Origin of the sequence: Streptomyces sp. NPDC021212, assembly GCF_044332925.1 — a bacterium.
In the GTDB taxonomy this organism is placed as follows: Bacteria; Actinomycetota; Actinomycetes; order Streptomycetales; family Streptomycetaceae; genus Streptomyces.
This window is the reverse complement of the sequence record NZ_JBIRPZ010000004.1, coordinates 668,189-684,437: the sequence shown is the minus strand read 5'-3', so window position 1 is coordinate 684,437 and position 16,249 is coordinate 668,189. Positions and strand designations below refer to the sequence as shown.

Genomic DNA, 16,249 nt, shown 5'->3' with positions numbered 1-16,249 from the left:
TCCGTTTTCCGTTCCGTTTCCGGTCCGAATTCCGTTTCCGGCCCCCTGTTGGAGCGGGGTGTTTCGCGCCTTCCGGCGTGTCCACCACTTTAGCGGATTCCCCGGGAAGCTCATAATCGAGCTTTTCGGTCCGGAATTCGGCATGCCGAAGTCGTTCCCGATGGGAGGCCGTGCAGAGTGGTTTGCCGCCGGTGCGGCTCGAGTGCGTACCGACGAACCGTTACGGCTCTGTGGCAGCTCGGGGAACATTACGGATCGGTCTGATCGGTGTCAACCCGTGTCGGCCGAATGCCTCAACCGAGGTCGTTCAGCCGTCCGTCGGCGTCCGGTTGGGTCTCCTCCACCCGGCGCAGGACGCGGGTGAGCAGCTCGCCGAGGGCGCCGCGCTCCTCGGAGGACAGGTCCTGGAGCAGGTCTTCCTCGAAGACGGATGCCCGGCGCATCGCCTCCAGCCACTTCTCGCGTCCGCCGGTCGTCAGCTCCACGATGACGCGCACGCGGTTGTTCTCATCACGCTCCCGGGTGACGAGCCCCTCGTTCACCAGGCGGTCGATGCGGTGGGTCATGGCGGCCGGGGTGAGGCCGAGCCGCTTGGCCAGGTCGCCGGGGCCCAGCCGGTACGGGGAGCCGGACAGGACGAGGGCCTTCAGGACCTCGAACTCGACGTTGCTGATGCCGAGGGTCGAGGACTGCCTGCTGTACGCGACGTTCATTCGTCGGGTGAGCCGGCTCAGCGCGTTCACGACCTGCTCCACCTGCGGGTCCAGGTCCTGGAACTCGCGCTGGTAGACCGCGATCTGCTCCTCGAGGGTCAGCAGGTCGTCCGGGTCGGGGGTCTCAGCCATGGGCGGAGTATGACACGTAACTCGTTCCCACTGAACTCCTTCGTCGTGTACTCTTAAGCGTTAAAATTTAGCTTCGAAGTGTTGACGCTTCGACTACGGCCTTCTCGACCTAGGTAGGTGAGTGTGACCACCGCGATGGGCGCAGCTCTGCGCCGGATCCAACTGGGCAACGCGCTGAGCGCGTTCGGCAACGGCTTCACGGTCCCATTCCTGTTCGTCTATGTGGCGCAGGTACGGGATCTCGGTGCGGATACGGCGGGCCTGGTGCTCGCGATGTTCGCGGTGGCCGCGCTTGTCGTCCTGCCCTTCACCGGTCGGGTGATCGACCGGCGGGGGCCGCTGTCCGTTGCCGTCGTGGGTGCGCTCGCCTCCGCCGTGGGATCGCTGGGGCTCGGGCTGGCGGCGAGCGTGCCGCTGGTCCTCGCCGCGGCCGGGGTGCTCGGTGCGGGCATGGCGGTGATCCAGCCCGCGCTGGCGACGCTGATCGTGTGGTGCTCGACGCCCACGACCCGGTCGCGCGCCTTCGCGATGCAGTTCTTCCTCAGCAATCTGGGGCTGGGCGTCGGCGGGCTGCTCGGTGGGCTGCTGGTGGACACCTCGTCCCCGGCGGGCTTCGTGCGGCTCTTCGCGATCGACGCGGTGATGTTCCTGGTGCTGGGTGCCGCGGTGGCGACCGTACGGCTGCCGAAGGGGCCGACGCTCGACGGTGCTGTGCCGACGGATCCGTCCGCCGGCGGGACGGGCGGCTGGCGTGCCCTGCTGGGGCACCGGGCCATGGTGCAGCTGTGTGTGCTGGGCTTCGTGCTGTTCTTCGCCTGCTACGGGCAGTTCGAGTCCGGTCTTTCGGCGTTCGCCGTGGACGTCGCGCAGGTGTCGCCCGCGATGCTGGGCGTCGCGCTGGCGGCGAACACGGCGGCGATCGTGCTGGCGCAGTTCGTGGTGCTCAAGCTGGTCGAACGGCGGCGGCGCAGCCGGGTGATCGCGCTGGTCGGGCTGGTGTGGACGGTCGCGTGGGCGGTGGCCGGGACGGCCGGGCTGGTGCCGGGCAGCCAGGTCATGGGCACGGCCGCGATCATCTCGGCGTACGCGCTCTTCGGTCTCGGTGAGGCGATGCTGTCGCCGACCGTCGCGCCGCTGGTGGCCGATCTGGCGCCGTCGTCCCTGCTGGGGCAGTACAACGCGGCGTTCTCCCTGGTGAAGCAGTTGGCGCTGGCGGTAGGCCCGGCGGTCGGCGGGCTGATGGCGGGAGCCGGTCTGTACGGGGCGTACATCGCGGCCCTGATCGTGTGCTCGCTGGGCATATCGGTGCTCGCGCTGCGGTTGGGCGGGCGGCTGTCGGCGCGGCAGGACAATCCGCTGCGCGGGACCGCCGGTGCCTCGGTGCCCGCGCCGCGTTCGGAAGCGTCCGCCGCGGAGGCGTCCGCTACAGAGTCGTCCGCTCAGGTGACCACGGCGGCCTGACGGCCGCCGCCCCTGGTCCGCCCCGCCCTTCCCGCCGGAGGTCTTATGGGTCTCCGGCGGGGAGGGCGAATTCGCACCACACCGCCTTTCCGCCGCCCGGTGTGCGGCGTGAGCCCCAGGAGGAGGCGATGGTCGCGACGATCGAGATGCCGCGCCCGGCCTCGTCGACCGGTTCGGCCCGGCGGCGGCGCGGCAGATGCTCGTCGCCGTCGGTCACCTCGATGATCAGGCGCCGGTCGGTGCGGCGCAGCCGCAGCCGCATCGGGGGCGTGCCGTGCTGGAGGGAGTTGGCGACCAGCTCGCTGGCGGCGAGGACGCCCAGGTCGCGCAGTTCCATGGGGAAGCGCCAGCTGGCGAGGACGCCGGAGGCGAAGGCCCGAGCGCGCGGGGCCGCTTCCACGCCGCCGAGGAGGTCGAGGGCGGCGTTGTGGAACAGCTCCGCGTCATGGCCGGTGCGCGCGGGGTGCTGGAGGACCAGGACGGCGACGTCGTCGTCGTGCGCGGCGGTGATGCCGAGCGCCCGGATGAGGCGGTCGCACATGACCTGGGGCGTGCCGGACGCGCCCGCGAAGACGCGCTCCAGGGCGGCGACGCCGTCGTAGATGTCCTTGTCGCGCCGCTCCACCAGGCCGTCGGTGTAGAGGACGGCGCTGGAGCCGGGGCCCAGCGGGACGGAGCCGGAAGTGTGCAGCCAGCCCCCGGTGCCCAGCGGCGGGCCGGTGGGTTCGGCGGCGCGGCGCACGGTGCCGTCCGGGTCGCGGACCAGGATCGGCAGATGGCCCGCTGAGGCGTAGACGAGACGGCTCTCGTTCGGGTCGTGGACGGCGTAGACGCAGGTGGCGATCTGGTTGGCGTCGATCTCGGCGGCCAGTCCGTCGAGGAGCTGGAGCACCTCGTGCGGGGGCAGGTCGAGGCGGGCGTAGGCGCGGACGGCGGTGCGCAGCTGGCCCATGACGGCGGCGGCGCGGACGCCGCGCCCCATGACGTCGCCGATGACGAGGGCGGTGCGGCCGCCGCCGAGGGTGATGACGTCGTACCAGTCGCCGCCGACCGCCGCGTCCTTGCCGCCGGGCTGGTAGGTGGCGGCGACCCGCAGGTCGTCGGGTTGTTCGAGCTCCTGCGGGAGGAGGCTGCGCTGGAGGGTGACGGCGGCCTCGCGCTGCAGCCGCTCGCTGGCGCGCAGCCGCTCGGCGGACTCGACCTGGTCGGTGACGTCGGCGCCGAAGACGAGGACGCCGCGCACCGGTTCGGCGACTTCGGCGGCGGCCTCGGTGTCGGTCAGGGTGCCGGTCGCGGTGGTCTGCGCGGCCGTGACGGGGGCTGCCGGGGCGGGGACCGTCGCGTCGGGGACGGCCCCGTCGTGGGCGGGCGCCGGCACGGGGTCGGGCACGCGGGCCGGCTCGGGCGCCGGTGCGGCCATCTCGATGGGCGAGCAGGTGAAGGTGTAGTACCCGTGCCGCGACCGGCCTGCGGCCGCCGCCTCCGGCTCGGATTCGGTGCCGAGCGCGTTCACGGCCCCCGTCCCGGGCTCGGGTGCCGCGGGGACGCGCCGCGCCTTGACCGTACGGGGCGTGCCGCTGCGCAGGACCTGGTCCATGAGCGGCAGCAGACCCAGCTCCCGCAGCTCGGGCAGGGCCCGGCCGGCGGGGACGCCGCGGGTCCGGTGGCCGAACAGGTCGGCGTAGGCGTCGTTGACGTAGGCGATGCGGTGCTCGGGGCCGTACACCACCGCGACCAGGGCCGGGACCTGGCCGAGGACGTCGTGGACGGACAGCCCGTCGAGGGTCGGGACGGCGGCGGGCGGCGGGATGTCGGGGTCGGCGACGGCCGCTCCCGGCCGCGGCGGCTCGCCGTCGGCGGAGGGGCCGGCACGCTCACCGCGGGCGGCCGGGACGGAGCCGCCGCCCGCTGCGGGCTGCGGACGCCGCGCGGCACGGTCGGACCGCGCGGCGGTGCGTCGCTGCGTTCGGGGGAGCCGGGCGCTCCAGCGCGTGAAGTTCACTGCGGGTTACCTCGTGGGGTGGTGGCTGAGCAGCGCGCCGACGCGGGATCGGGAAGAGGGATGCGGGTGCGGGGGACGGCCCCCGGGGGAATGCGGCAAACTTCCGAATCCTCGCGATTGTCACTCTTTGCAGATACGAGCCCACCCATGGTCACACGTCCAGTGTGACCGACCGGACTGACATCCGTGAGACGCCGTTCGTGGGAGGGGAGTTCCCGGCTCCGCCCCGGCGGGGTCAACTGGCTTCGGGATGGCGTCCGGTATCCGCGGCGAGCTTGAACTCGGCGCGCGGGTTCTCCAGCGATCCGAGCGAGACGATCTCCCGCTTGAACAGCCCGGACAGGATCCATTCGGCCAGCACTCGCGCCTTGCGGTTGAAGGTCGGCACCCGGCTGAGGTGATAGACGCGGTGCATGAACCAGGCCGGATAGCCCTTCAGCTTGCGGCCGTAGAGGTGCGCGACGCCGCGATGGAGGCCGAGGGAGGCCACCGAGCCGACGTACTTGTGCTCGTAGTCCGTGAGGGGCCGGCCGTCGAGCGAGGCGAGCAGGTTCTCGGCGAGGACCTTGGCCTGGCGGACGGCGTGCTGCGCGTTGGGGGCGCACACGGCGCCGGGCTCGTCCGACGTACGGTCCGGCACGGACGCGGCGTCCCCGGCGGCCCAGGCGTGCTCCACGCCCTCCACCTGCAGCGCCGCGGTGCAGTCGAGGCGGCCGCGGGCGTTCAGCGGGAGGTCGATGGAGGCGAGGATGGGCGCCGGTTTGACGCCCGCGGTCCACACGAGGGTGCGGGTGGGGAAGCGCGAGCCGTCACTCAGTACGGCGACCCGGTCCTGACAGGAGTCGAGGCGGGTTTCCAGCCGTACGTCGATGTTGCGGCTGCGCAGCTCACGGACCGCGTACGTGCCCATCTCCTCGCCGACCTCCGGGAGGATCCGGTTGGTGGCCTCGACGAGGATCCACCTCAGGTCCTCGGGCTCGATGTTGTGGTAGTAGCGGACGGCGTACCGGGCCATGTCCTCCAGTTCGCCGAGCGCCTCGACACCCGCGTACCCGCCGCCGACGAATACGAAGGTCAGCGCGGCGTCGCGGACGTCGGGGTCGCGGGTGGAGGACGCGATGTCGAGCTGTTCGAGGACGTGGTTGCGCAGCCCGATGGCCTCTTCGACGGTCTTGAAGCCGATGCCGGTCTCGGCGAGGCCGGGGACCGGGAGGGTGCGGGAGACGGATCCGGGCGCCAGCACCAGCTCGTCGTAGTGGACCTCGATCGAGCCGGTGCCCTCCTCCTCGGTGGCGAGGGTTCTGATGGTCGCGGTGCGTTTGCCGTGATGGATCGCGGTCGCCTCGCCGATGATGACCTGGCAGTCGCCCAGGACACGGCGCAGCGGCACCACGACGTGACGGGGTGAGATCGACCCGGCCGCCGCCTCCGGCAGGAAGGGCTGATAGGTCATGTACGGCTCGGGGTCGACCACGATGACCTGTACGGCGCCGCGCCTCAGCTCCTGCTTGAGCTTCCGCTGGAGGCGCAGCGCGGTGTACATCCCGACGTAACCGCCGCCGACAACGAGAATGCGCGCTGGTTCCTTCACCCTCCCATGAGGCATGCACGACCGTGGTTTGTCCACAGCCCCGACCAATTGTGTGACCGGAGGTTCGGAGGGGCCCCGGAGCCGGGGCATGGTGCACAGTGGGGAATGTACGCAGGTCAGGCCATGGTCACGGGGGTCTGGGCGGCCCGGGAAGCGCCGTAAGGTGGCCCGGTGGTCCGGTTGGGGGACGGTCTGTCCCGACCTACCCTCTTCATTCTTGACCTGGGCTCAACTATGTTCGTACTGCGTCGGGGTTGTCACTGCCCCGGCAGACAGGGCGGGGAGTCTCCGGGGGGAGACGTCATTACCGGGGGATCACTTATGCACCTTCAGGGTTCGTCATGGTCCGCAGCCGTCGCGTCCTCGGACGGAAACGGCGGCCGGAGCACTCCGCTGCGCGTGGACGCGCAGCGCAATCTGGAACACGTCCTGCGGGCGGCGCGCGAAGTCTTCGGTGAGCTGGGATACGGGGCTCCGATGGAGGACGTCGCGCGGCGGGCGCGGGTCGGCGTGGGCACCGTCTACCGGCGGTTCCCCAGCAAGGACGTCCTCGTCCGCCGCATAGCGGAGGAGGAGACGGCGAGGCTCACCGATCAGGCACGGGCGGCGCTGGGGCAGGAGAACGAGCCGTGGTCCGCGCTGGCCCGGTTCCTGCGCACCTCGGTGGCGTCCGGCGCGGGCCGGCTGCTGCCGCCGCAGGTGCTGCGGGTCGGGGTCGACGCGGAGACGGATATCAGGGTTCCGCAGCAGCGGCAGATGGCGGCGTTAGCCGGCCCGGCACAGTCGGCGGCGATGCCGTCGGCGGTGCCATCGGCCGTGCCGCCCACGGTGTCGGCCGCGGTGCAGTCGGCCGTGGTGCCGTCGGCCGGTGCGGCGCAGCCGGAGCTGCGGCTGGTCGAAGAGCCGGGCCTGCCGCAGGGCGAGCCGGACGACGCGGGCGCGGCAGCGCTGCTCCAGGTCGTCGGGCAACTCGTGGAGCGGGCGCGGGCAGCGGGTGAGCTGCGCCCGGACGTGACGGTCGCCGATGTGCTGTTGGTGATCGCCACGGCCGCGCCGTCGCTGCCGGACGCGGCGCAGCAGGCCGCGGCGTCGGCCCGGCTGCTGGACATCCTGCTGGACGGGCTGCGGTCGCGGCCGGTGGGGTGACTGGTGGGGTAGCCGTTGGGGTGGCCGGGGGGAGAGCCACCTCTTGGGCGCTTCCTGAGCCTTCCTGATCGATCCGTTCGCCGGGTGCGTTTGTGCCCGGCGAACGGCGTTTCGGGTCCGTGCTGCGCGTCTTCCCCGTGCGGGCGAACGTATGCGCACCTTGTTCGGGGCGCCCCGGGGCACCTCCGGGTGCCCGGGTCAGTGGGCGGTATCGGCTCCGGACGAGGCCAGGACCTCGTCGAACAGGGCGATGGCCTCCTCGGCGGTCAGGGCCGTGGCCTCGTCGCGCAGTTTCCCGGCCACAGCGGATCCCAGCGCCGCGCCCACCCGCGCCTCGGTCTCCTCGATCTCCGAGAGCGCCAGCGGGGTGCGCGGCAGCCGCGCGCGCCAGCCGTCGGCCGCTCCCAGCAGCCGGGCGGCGGGCCGTTCGTGTCCGTGCCGCGCCAGAATGTGCGCGGCGCACTCCGCCTGCTGGGCGAGCAGCGCCTCCGTACAGCCCACCTCGACGCCCTTGCGCAGCGTGTCGCGCAGCGTGCGCAGTCCGCCCCACAGATCGCCTTCCTCGGCGGTGACCCGTCCCTCCAGCCCCTGGAACACGACCCAGAACAGCGGCGGCGGCGTCGCCTTCACCGCCCGCCGCCGGGCGTCCTCGCACCACGCCCGCGCCTTGGCCGGATCGCCCCGCAGCAGCTCGATGTGGCCGAACAGCAGTCGGTTGAAGCCCTGGACGTCCAGGACGCCCCAGCGCTCGGCCTCCCGCTCGGAGTCGTCCAGCAGCTTCACCGCGCCCTCGATGTCACCGGAGTTGAGGGCGAGGTCGGCCAGCCGGGTGATGAGGAACGGCACCTCGGTGTGCGCGCCGATCTCCCGGGCCAGCCGCCGCGCCTCCTCGAACGCGGCCCGCGCCTCGGTGAGCCGGCCGCGCAGCGTGGCCATCTCGCCCCCGGCGCTCTCCACCTGGGCGAGCATCCAGCGGTCGCCGACGCGTGCGCTCAGCTCGCGCAGTTCGGCGTGGTCGGCCTCGGCGCGCTCGATACCGCTCGAACTGTCGATGGCGAGATGCATGCGGAACATGAGCGCGACGCCGTGCGACCAGTCGTCGCCGTACTCGCGGCAGTTGGCCGCCGCCTTGCCCATCAGCGGGAGCACCGCGGTGGGGCCGTCGAGGATGTATCCGGCGAACGGCCACAGCAGACCGGGGAAGCGGGCGCTGCGCGGGCCCGGGTGGTTGCTGTAGGCGTCACGGATGCGACGGGCGATCAGCCTCGTCTTGGGGTCCTTCACGTCCGGGCTGTGGCCGGTGTCGGCGAGCATGAAGAACTCCAGCAGCCTCAGGTCCATGGCCTGCCAGTAGCGGGTGGCGGCGGGGTCGTCCCCGTCGGTGCCGCCGGGGGCAGTCGGGGGCGGGATGTCCACCGACCGGCCGCCGTCCGGTTCGTTGGCCCGTTCGCCATCCGGTTCGTCGTCCGGGCCGCTGTCGAGGGCCAGGGCCCGGTGGGCCCAGGCGGCGCCCTCGTCGCGGTAGTTGCGCAGCCACCAGAACCAGCCCATCGCGAGGGTGATCGCGAACGAGGTGTCCTCGTCGCGGGCGGTCAGGGAGCGGTGCAGGGCGGCCCGGATGTTGTCGAGGTCCGTCTCGACGCGGCGCAGCCAGGGCAGCTGTTCGGCGGAGCGCAGCCGGGGCTCGGCGGCGCGGGTGAAGTCCCGGAAGTGGGCGATGTGCCGGGCCGTGGCGGCGGCGTGGTCGGCCTGGGCGGCACCGTCCTCGGTGGCGCGCTCGCCGACGTACTCGTGGATCGTCTCCAGCATGCGGTAGCGGGCCTCGCCCGCCGGTCCATCTGCCGTCTCGGCTGGTTCCGCAGCGGACCGGACGCCCGGCGGGTGGTCGACGGCCAGGAGCGACTTGTCGACCAGCGCTCCCAGCAGGTCGAGCACATCCGGGGGCGCGATGGGCTCGCTGCCGTGTGCGGGGGTGTGCGTCGGGGCGCATGCCCCGGCGCGTATGGCCTCACGCCCCGGCGCGTCCGCACAGACCGCCTCCGCCGCGGCCAGGCTCCATCCGCCCGCGAAGACCGACGCCCGGCGCAGCACGGTGCGTTCCCGCTCGTCCAGCAGGTCCCAGGACCAGTCGACCACGGCCCGCAGGGTCTGCTGGCGCGGCAGGGCGGTCCTGCTGCCGTTGGTCAGCAGGTGGAACCGGTCGTCGAGACGGTCGGCGATCTGCCGTGGGGTCAGCAGCCGCAGCCGGGCCGCGGCCAGCTCGATCGCCAGCGGCAGTCCGTCGAGGCGGCGGCAGATCTCGGCGACCGCCGCCGCCGTGTCCGGGTCCCCGGCCGGGTCGAAGCCGGGCCGTACGGTCGCGGCGCGCTCGGCGAACAGCTGGTGGGCGGGGACGGGCGGCAGCGGCTCCACGGGCCGTATGGTCTCGCCGGGCACCCCCAGCGGCTCCCGGCTGGTGGCCAGCACGGTCACGCCCGGACAGCGCGCCAGCAGCGCCTCGGTGAGCCGGGCGACGGTGTCGATGACGTGCTCGCAGTTGTCGAGCAGGAGCAGCAGGCGGCGGTCGGCGCAGTACTCGACGAGGCGGGTGGCCGGGTCGACGGGGTCCGACCCGCCGGTCCGGCCCTCGATCCCGGAGGCGAGCAGCGTCGTCTCGCGGCGGCCGACGGCGCTCAGGGCGGCGCCGGGGACGGCGGAGGCGTCGTCCAGCGAGGCGAGTTCGACCACCCAGATGCCGTCCGGATAGGCGGCCGTCACGGTCGCGGCGGCCTCCTCGGACAGCCGCGTCTTGCCGGAACCACCTGGTCCGGTGAGCGTGACCAGCCGGGAGCCGTCCAGGTCCCTGCGGAGGGCGCCGATATCGCTCTGCCGGCCGACGAAGCTGGTGAGGCGGGCCCGGAGGTTGCCGGGCGGCGGCGGGGCCGGGTCGCGGTCGGGGCCCGGGCGGCGGCCCCGGCCACCGTCGCGGTCGCCATCCGCGTAACGGTCCCGGTCACCGCCCGGGGCGCGGTCGCTGCCCGGGGCCGCGCTGCCGTCGCCGTCGCGGTACCGGTCGCCGTCCGGGCGGGGGTCCCGGCCGTGGCCCCGGCTCGGGGCACGGTCACCGTCGCGGTCGCGGCCCGGGGAGCCGTCGCGGTCGCGAGCCCGACCCGAGGCGCCGTCGCCGTCGAAGGCGCGGTCCGCGTAGCGGCCCCGGTCACCACCCGAGACCGGGTACCGGTCGCCGTCCGGGCGGCGGTCCCGGCCACCGTCGCGGTCTACGTGGCGGTCGCGGTCGCGATTCCGGCCCGACGCGCGGTCGCCGTCGTTGTCACCGTCGCCCTCGGGGCCGTGGTACCGGTCGCCACCCGCGTAACGGTCCCGGTTGCCGTCAAGGCGGTAGTCGCGGTCGTCGTCCGGGCCGCGATCCCGGCCAGGGGCACGGTCGCCGCCGCCGTCGAGGGCGCGGTACGGGTCGCGGCCCGCGTAACCGTCCCGGCCACCGTAGCGGCCCCGGCCCGAGGCACGGTCGCCGCCACCATCGCCGTCGGAGGCGCGCTCCCGGTCACCGCCCGAGGCGCGGTACCGGTCGCCGTCGAAGGCACCGTCGTCGTCCGGGCGGCGGTCCGCGTAACGGTCCCGGGCACCGCCCGGCGCGCGGTGGTCGTCGCCGTCGCGCCCGGCGGGCGGTGGGCCCGGCCGGGGCGTGGGGACGGTCGGGGGCGCCGGCTCGCCCGACAGCAGCTGCCGGTGCAGCTCCCGTAGCTCCGTCCCCGGGTCGGTGCCGAGGCGGTCGGCGAGGAGGGTGCGGACCGCTTCGTACGCGGCGAGGGCGTCGGCCGAGTGCCCGGCGGCCCGCAGGGCGCGGATCAGCTGCGCATGGAACGTTTCGTCGAGCGGGTGGTCCGCGACCAGTTCGCGCAGCTCCGGAACGACGTCCGCCGGGCGGTCGCGGGCGAGGTCGGCGTCGATCCGGCAGTGCAGCGCGGCCAGCCGCAGCGCCTCGGCGCGGGCGGCGGCCGCGTCCCGCTCGGGCAGATCGGCGAGCGCCGGTCCGCGCCACAGCGCGAGCGCCCGCCGGAGCGTGGTGGCGGCCGTGTGCGGGTCACCGGCGTCGAGGGAGCGCATGCCGTCGGCGGCCAGCCGCTCGAAGCACAGCAGGTCGATGTCGTCCCGGGGCGCGGCGGTCGCGAGGCGGTAGCCGCCGGGCGAGGAGACCACGGCCTCCCGCCCGACCGCCCGCCGCAACCGGCCCACCAGCGCCTGCAGCGCGGCGGGCGCGTCCTGCGGCGGGTCGGCGGCCCACACCTCGTCGATGAGCACGTCGACGGGTATGGGCCCGGGACGCGCCGCGCGCAGGGCGAGCGCGGCGAGCAGCGCGCGGATCCGGGGGCCGCCGAGGGGCAGCGGGTTCCCGTGTTCGTCGCGCGCTTCGGTGGTGCCGAGGATGAGATACCGCACGGCGGTCATTCTCCTAGGTTTGCCGTGGAAGGGGACGTTCCACCTCGAGCGGGTCGCACACACGGACGACTGCCCGGCGGTCCGCACCCCGGCAGGTTGGGGGGCTGGCCGATCATGCCGGGCTCCCGACGCCGCTGTGACCTCAGCCGCTGCCGCGGCGGGCGGCACCCCGCGGCCCCGCGCTCGTCGCTCCCCCAGCTACCGCTGGGAGGTGCCCCCTGCGCCAGACGCCGCTCGCTGATCCGGCCTGATCGGCAAGACACCCCCGGCCGTCACAGGCTGGGTCGGGGCACCACTCCGCCCGCCACCGCGCGCTGGCGGGGGGCTGCCGTGCCGGTCCAGCAGGTGCCGCGGCGGGCCAGGAGGCGGCGTAGCCAGACCTCGGTGGAGACCAGTTCGGCCAGGCCGTCCAGGGGAAGCCGCTCGCCCTCGGCCGCCGCGCGCAGCGCCTTCCGCACGACGCGGGCCTCGATCAGCCCGGCGTCGGCCAGCAGCGGGGCGTCGAAGAGGCCGACGAGGTCGCCGAGCCAGGTGCGCATGCCGGCCCGTACGGAGGCCGCGTGGGCGGCGTGGGACGTGGCGCCCCAGCCGGTGGGGAGGTCGCGGATGCCCGCTCCGGCGAGGACCGTACGCAGGACGGAGGCGCGCGCTCCGGGCTGGACGCGCAGGGCTTCGGGGAGCGCACGGCAGGCCCGTACGACCTGGTTGTCGAGGAACGGCGCGTGCAGGCGCTGGCTGCGTACCTCCGCGGCCTGCTCGAAGACGCGGTGGTCGGCGGCGTAGCGCGCGAGGGCGGCGTCGGCGCGGCGTTCGCCGGGGCGGCGCAGGAGGACGGGCCGTAGCGCCGCCTCCTCGAGGCGGACGGACACCTCGGCGAGGGCCTCCCCGGTGAGCCAGCGGGCGGCGGGGCCGGGCCGGCACCAGGCCAGGGAGGCGAGGGAGGCGGAGACGGCACCGGCGCCGCCGCCCGCGCCGTCGTCGGTGAAGCGGCGCTCCAGGAGGGACGCGGCGGCCTCCTGGACGCCGTCCCGGTAGGAGGTGCGGGCCAGCCGGCGGGCGGCGCGGTAGACGGTGAAGGGGACGAAAAAGGAGTGGGCGCTCGGCCCGTCGGCCTTGGCGAGGGCGGTGGCGGGGCGCAGCAGATGGCGCCTGCGGCGGTCGAGCAGCAGGTCGGCGAGGCGCGCCGGGTGGGCGTCGAGCACCTGGCGGGCGCCGTGGCCGACGAAGTGGTCGGCGCTGCCCGCGGCGAGGCGTCGCCGGTGGCGTTCGGCGATGACGAGGGAGGGGCCGGGTTCGTCGGTGAGGGCGCCGATGTCGAGGGCGGCGTACGGGAGGGCTTCTTCGCCCCCGGCGACGACCACGTGGTGCAGCCGGGGATTGGCGGCGATGGCGCCCGCGCGCTCCAGTTCGGCTTCGCGGGTGCGGGCGCCGCCGGTGGTGGCGAGGTCGTTGAAGGTGACGGCGAGCAGGCGTTCCCCGGCCCCGGTGCCGTGGCCGAGGAGGGTGCCGGGCATGCCGGGGAGCCCGGCGGCGAGCAGGGCGAGCGTGGCGGAGGCGCTGCCTCCGGACAGGTCGGCGCCGATGCCGGGGGCCGGGGCGCCGCGGGCGGCCCGGCGTTCGGCGGGGCCCATGCCGGGGACGGGGCCGGGGTCGAGGCCGTCGGTGTCGGGGGCGTGGCGGGGTGCGGTGAGGCGGGCGCGTACGGCTTCGAGCAGGGCGTCCCGTACGCCCTCCACGGCCTTGTCCTGGTCGAGCGGGGGCGCGGCGACGGCGAGCGAGGCGGTGGGCTCGTAGCCGGTGATGTCGCGGGCGCCGTCGCGCAGGACGAGCGCATGTCCCGGCGGCACCCGTCTGACGCCCATGTAGGGCGTGCCGTCGCCGACGGCCTCCGGCGAGTCGGGGCAGGCGAGCAGCGCGCCGAGGTGGCTGACGTCGAGCTGCGCCTCGATGAGGTCGGCGAGCGGGAGCGCGGCGGTGGCGTACGCGGTGCCGCCGGACCAGTCGGTGTGGAAGACGGGCCGGGCGCCGGCCAGGTCACCGGCGATGGTGATGCGGCGGCCGACCTGGGCGACGGCCGTGTAGCTGCCGGGCCAGGCGGTGAGGTGGCGCAGGGCGCCGCCGCGGGCGGCGAACAGGCCGACCCGCAGCTCCTCATCGGTGGCGCCGCAGCAGCCGAAGACGGCGAGCCGGGTGAAGGGATCGGCCTGGACGACGCGCACCTCGTCGGGCCGCCAGTCGCCGACCGCCCACAGCGGATCGGGGTCGGACCACAGGAGTTGGGCACCGACCGGCTGGATCGCACGGCCTTCCGGGGGGACCGGGCCGGATGCGGTACTGCTCCACCCCACCAACCACCGCATCGCCGCCTCCACAGGCTGTGGGCATCCAGGGCATCCAAGAAGTAGGTGCCATCATGCACAGCATGTTGACCGTTTCGACATCGAACCGGACAACTACGTGGATCTCTTGGATCTCCCTTGACCGCAGATGACCGCGGGAATCCCCGGAGTTGATCACACCGTGCGGCCCCCGCAGGCGGGCGTTCACAGAAAGCCCAGGAGGGAACCGTCACCGGTCACGACGCACCGTTCCGCCGTGGCCCATGCTGCCACGACTGGGCCGTACAACAGCGCAAGGACGCCGACGCGCGTGCGAGGCGCCGCCGACACGTGCGCGGAGGACACCGACACGTGCGCGGAGGATGTGCGGAGTACGTGCGGGGGAAACGCCAACGCGCGTACGGGGAAAGGGCTTCCCGCGCCGGGCCTCCCCCTCCCCGGCCCGCCGCGGGAGCCCGGCACCGACAGGCGATATTCGGCCAAGTTCGCCGTGGCGCGCTCGGCGGTCTTGCGGATGCCCCGCCATCCTCCGGACCGCCGCGCGCCGTTCGCCTTCGCTCGCCGCCGCTCGCCTCCATGGCTTCCCAACACGACAGTCCGGGAGGCGGCTTCCGCCTCCCGGACCGTTCCGCCACCCGCGGGGAATGAGGCGGCGGCGTCCCCCAGCCCACCGGATCCAGTACAGCGGGCCGACCCACGCAGGTCCTATCGAAACGTTCTCGCCGGGACTGAGACAGAGCGCACACACGGGCGCACAGCCACACACACCGGGAGCACGCGTCACGCCCCGCACGCCCGTTCGTACAAGAATCTCGCCATCCGGGACACCACCTCTTAACGGTCGGGATGCGGCGAACTACGCTGGGTTTACGAATGCCCCGCGCCCATGCCGGGGCGGCCGTCGGTGCTGTCGAGGGGTGCGCATGTCCAGGGAGCCACGCGGGCCGAACGAGAAGCTCGGCACCGTTCTCGCCCTCGCGGGGATCAGCAATGCCGGGCTCGCGCGCAGAGTCAACGACCTCGGCGCCCAGCGCGGCCTGACCCTTCGCTACGACAAGACGTCCGTAGCGCGTTGGGTGTCCAAGGGCATGGTGCCCCAGGGCGCCGCGCCCCATCTGATTGCGGCCGCTATCGGGAGCAAACTCGGCCGTCCCGTTCCGCTCCACGAGATCGGGCTCGCCGACGCCGATCCGGCCCCCGAGGTCGGGCTCGCCTTCCCGCGCGACATCGGCCAGGCCGTCCGCTCCGCGACCGAGTTGTACCGGCTTGATCTCGCGGGTCGGCGCGGCGGAGTGGGTATCTGGCAGAGCCTGGCCGGATCCTTCGCGGTCAGCGCGTACGCCACCCCCGCCTCCCGCTGGCTCATAACCCCGGCCGACACCTCGGTCGCGCGCGGCCCCGAGGACGTCTCGCCCGAGGACGAGGACGCGAGCGGTACGGGCACCGGCGGTGCCGACGCCTTACCGCAGCGCGTCGGCCACAGCGACGTCACCAAACTGCGCGAGGCCGCCGAGGACGCGCGCCGCTGGGACTCCAAGTACGGCGGCGGCGACTGGCGTTCCTCCATGGTCCCCGAATGCCTCCGGGTCGACGCGGCACCGCTGCTGCTCGGCTCGTACAGCGACGAGGTCGGCCGCTCCCTCTTCGGCGCCACCGCCGAACTGACCCGGCTCGCCGGCTGGATGGCCTTCGACACCGGCCAGCAGGAGGCCGCCCAGCGCTACTACATCCAGGCGCTGCGCCTCGCCCGCGCCGCCGCCGACGTCCCGCTCGGCGGGTACGTACTGGCGTCGATGAGCCTCCAGGCCACCTACCGCGGCTTCGCCGACGAGGGCGTGGACCTCGCCCAGGCCGCCCTGGAGCGCAACCGCGGCCTGGCCACCGCCCGCACCATGAGCTTCTTCCGGCTGGTCGAGGCGCGCGCCCAGGCCAAGTCTGGGGACGGCCCGGCCTGCGGGGCGGCGCTGAAGTCCGCCGAGGGCTGGCTGGAGCGGTCCCGGGCGGGCGACCCCGACCCGTCCTGGCTCGACTTCTACAGCCACGAGCGGTTCGCGGCCGACGCCGCCGAGTGCTACCGCGACCTTCGGCTGCCGCGCCAGGTGCGGCGCTTCACCGAGCAGGCGCTGGCCCGGCCGACGGAGGAGTTCGTACGGTCCCACGGGCTGCGGCTCGTCGTCTCCGCCGTGGCCGAACTGGAGTCCGGCAACCTGGACGCGGCGTGCGCGGCGGGCGCCCGGGCCGTCGATGTCGCCAACCGCATCTCGTCCGCGCGTACTACGGAGTACGTACGCGATCTGATGCACCGCCTGGAGGCGTACCGCGACGAGCCGCGGGTGGCGGAGCTGCGCGAGCGGGCCCGGCCGCTGCTGGTGGCGCAGGCGTGAGGGGCGATTCTGTGGCGCTTTGCACGCCTCTGTCCGCGGCC

The 16,249-nt window shown here is 74.1% G+C and carries 8 protein-coding genes; 3 read left to right on the top strand and 5 right to left on the bottom strand.

Going from position 1 to position 16,249, the window contains the following annotated elements; genetic code table 11:
- Window positions 1-293: 293 nt before the first annotated feature.
- Window positions 294-845, bottom strand: a complete 552-nt coding sequence (locus ACH4SI_RS14640; protein ID WP_398296044.1) for a MarR family winged helix-turn-helix transcriptional regulator — start codon at window positions 843-845, stop codon at window positions 294-296.
- Window positions 846-968: 123 nt separating this feature from the next.
- On the opposite strand from ACH4SI_RS14640, the gene ACH4SI_RS14635 reads away from it, so the two are divergent.
- Window positions 969-2,306 carry an MFS transporter gene (locus tag ACH4SI_RS14635; protein ID WP_398296067.1) on the top strand — a complete coding sequence of 446 codons (1,338 nt, stop codon included), beginning with the start codon at window positions 969-971 and terminating at the stop codon, window positions 2,304-2,306.
- A gap of 43 nt (window positions 2,307-2,349) precedes the next feature.
- On the opposite strand, the gene ACH4SI_RS14630 is transcribed toward ACH4SI_RS14635, so the two are convergent.
- Both ACH4SI_RS14630 and ACH4SI_RS14625 read right to left on the bottom strand, forming a co-directional pair.
- Window positions 2,350-4,308: a SpoIIE family protein phosphatase gene (locus ACH4SI_RS14630; protein ID WP_398296043.1), complete on the bottom strand. Its 1,959-nt coding sequence runs from the start codon at window positions 4,306-4,308 to the stop codon at window positions 2,350-2,352.
- Window positions 4,309-4,543: 235 nt separating this feature from the next.
- A complete protein-coding gene (locus tag ACH4SI_RS14625) occupies window positions 4,544-5,914 on the bottom strand; it encodes an NAD(P)/FAD-dependent oxidoreductase (protein ID WP_398296042.1) in 1,371 nt (456 codons plus the stop codon).
- Window positions 5,915-6,220: 306 nt separating this feature from the next.
- Here ACH4SI_RS14625 and ACH4SI_RS14620 point away from each other — a divergent pair, with 306 nt between their 5' ends.
- Window positions 6,221-7,045 carry a TetR/AcrR family transcriptional regulator gene (locus ACH4SI_RS14620; RefSeq protein WP_398296041.1) on the top strand — a complete coding sequence of 275 codons (825 nt, stop codon included), beginning with the start codon at window positions 6,221-6,223 and terminating at the stop codon, window positions 7,043-7,045.
- Between the two features lie 198 nt (window positions 7,046-7,243).
- On the opposite strand, the gene ACH4SI_RS14615 is transcribed toward ACH4SI_RS14620, so the two are convergent.
- Together ACH4SI_RS14615 and ACH4SI_RS14610 are read right to left on the bottom strand one after the other, a co-directional pair.
- A complete protein-coding gene (locus ACH4SI_RS14615; RefSeq protein WP_398296066.1) occupies window positions 7,244-11,485 on the bottom strand; it encodes a BTAD domain-containing putative transcriptional regulator in 4,242 nt (1,413 codons plus the stop codon).
- Between the two features lie 272 nt (window positions 11,486-11,757).
- A complete protein-coding gene (locus ACH4SI_RS14610; protein ID WP_398296040.1) occupies window positions 11,758-13,845 on the bottom strand; it encodes an asparagine synthase-related protein in 2,088 nt (695 codons plus the stop codon).
- A gap of 902 nt (window positions 13,846-14,747) precedes the next feature.
- On the opposite strand from ACH4SI_RS14610, the gene ACH4SI_RS14605 reads away from it, so the two are divergent.
- Window positions 14,748-16,208, top strand: coding sequence for an MFS transporter (locus ACH4SI_RS14605; protein ID WP_398296039.1), 1,461 nt, complete (start codon window positions 14,748-14,750; stop codon window positions 16,206-16,208).
- The last annotated feature ends 41 nt before the right edge of the window (window positions 16,209-16,249 follow it).

Coding starts and splice junctions, on each gene's coding strand:
- ACH4SI_RS14640 (WP_398296044.1), bottom strand. CDS start 845: ATGGCTGAGACCCCCGACCCGGACGACCTGCTGACCCTCGAGGAGCAG.
- ACH4SI_RS14605 (WP_398296039.1), top strand. CDS start 14,748: ATGTCCAGGGAGCCACGCGGGCCGAACGAGAAGCTCGGCACCGTTCTC.
- ACH4SI_RS14620 (WP_398296041.1), top strand. CDS start 6,221: ATGCACCTTCAGGGTTCGTCATGGTCCGCAGCCGTCGCGTCCTCGGAC.
- ACH4SI_RS14625 (WP_398296042.1), bottom strand. CDS start 5,914: ATGCCTCATGGGAGGGTGAAGGAACCAGCGCGCATTCTCGTTGTCGGC.
- ACH4SI_RS14610 (WP_398296040.1), bottom strand. CDS start 13,845: ATGCGGTGGTTGGTGGGGTGGAGCAGTACCGCATCCGGCCCGGTCCCC.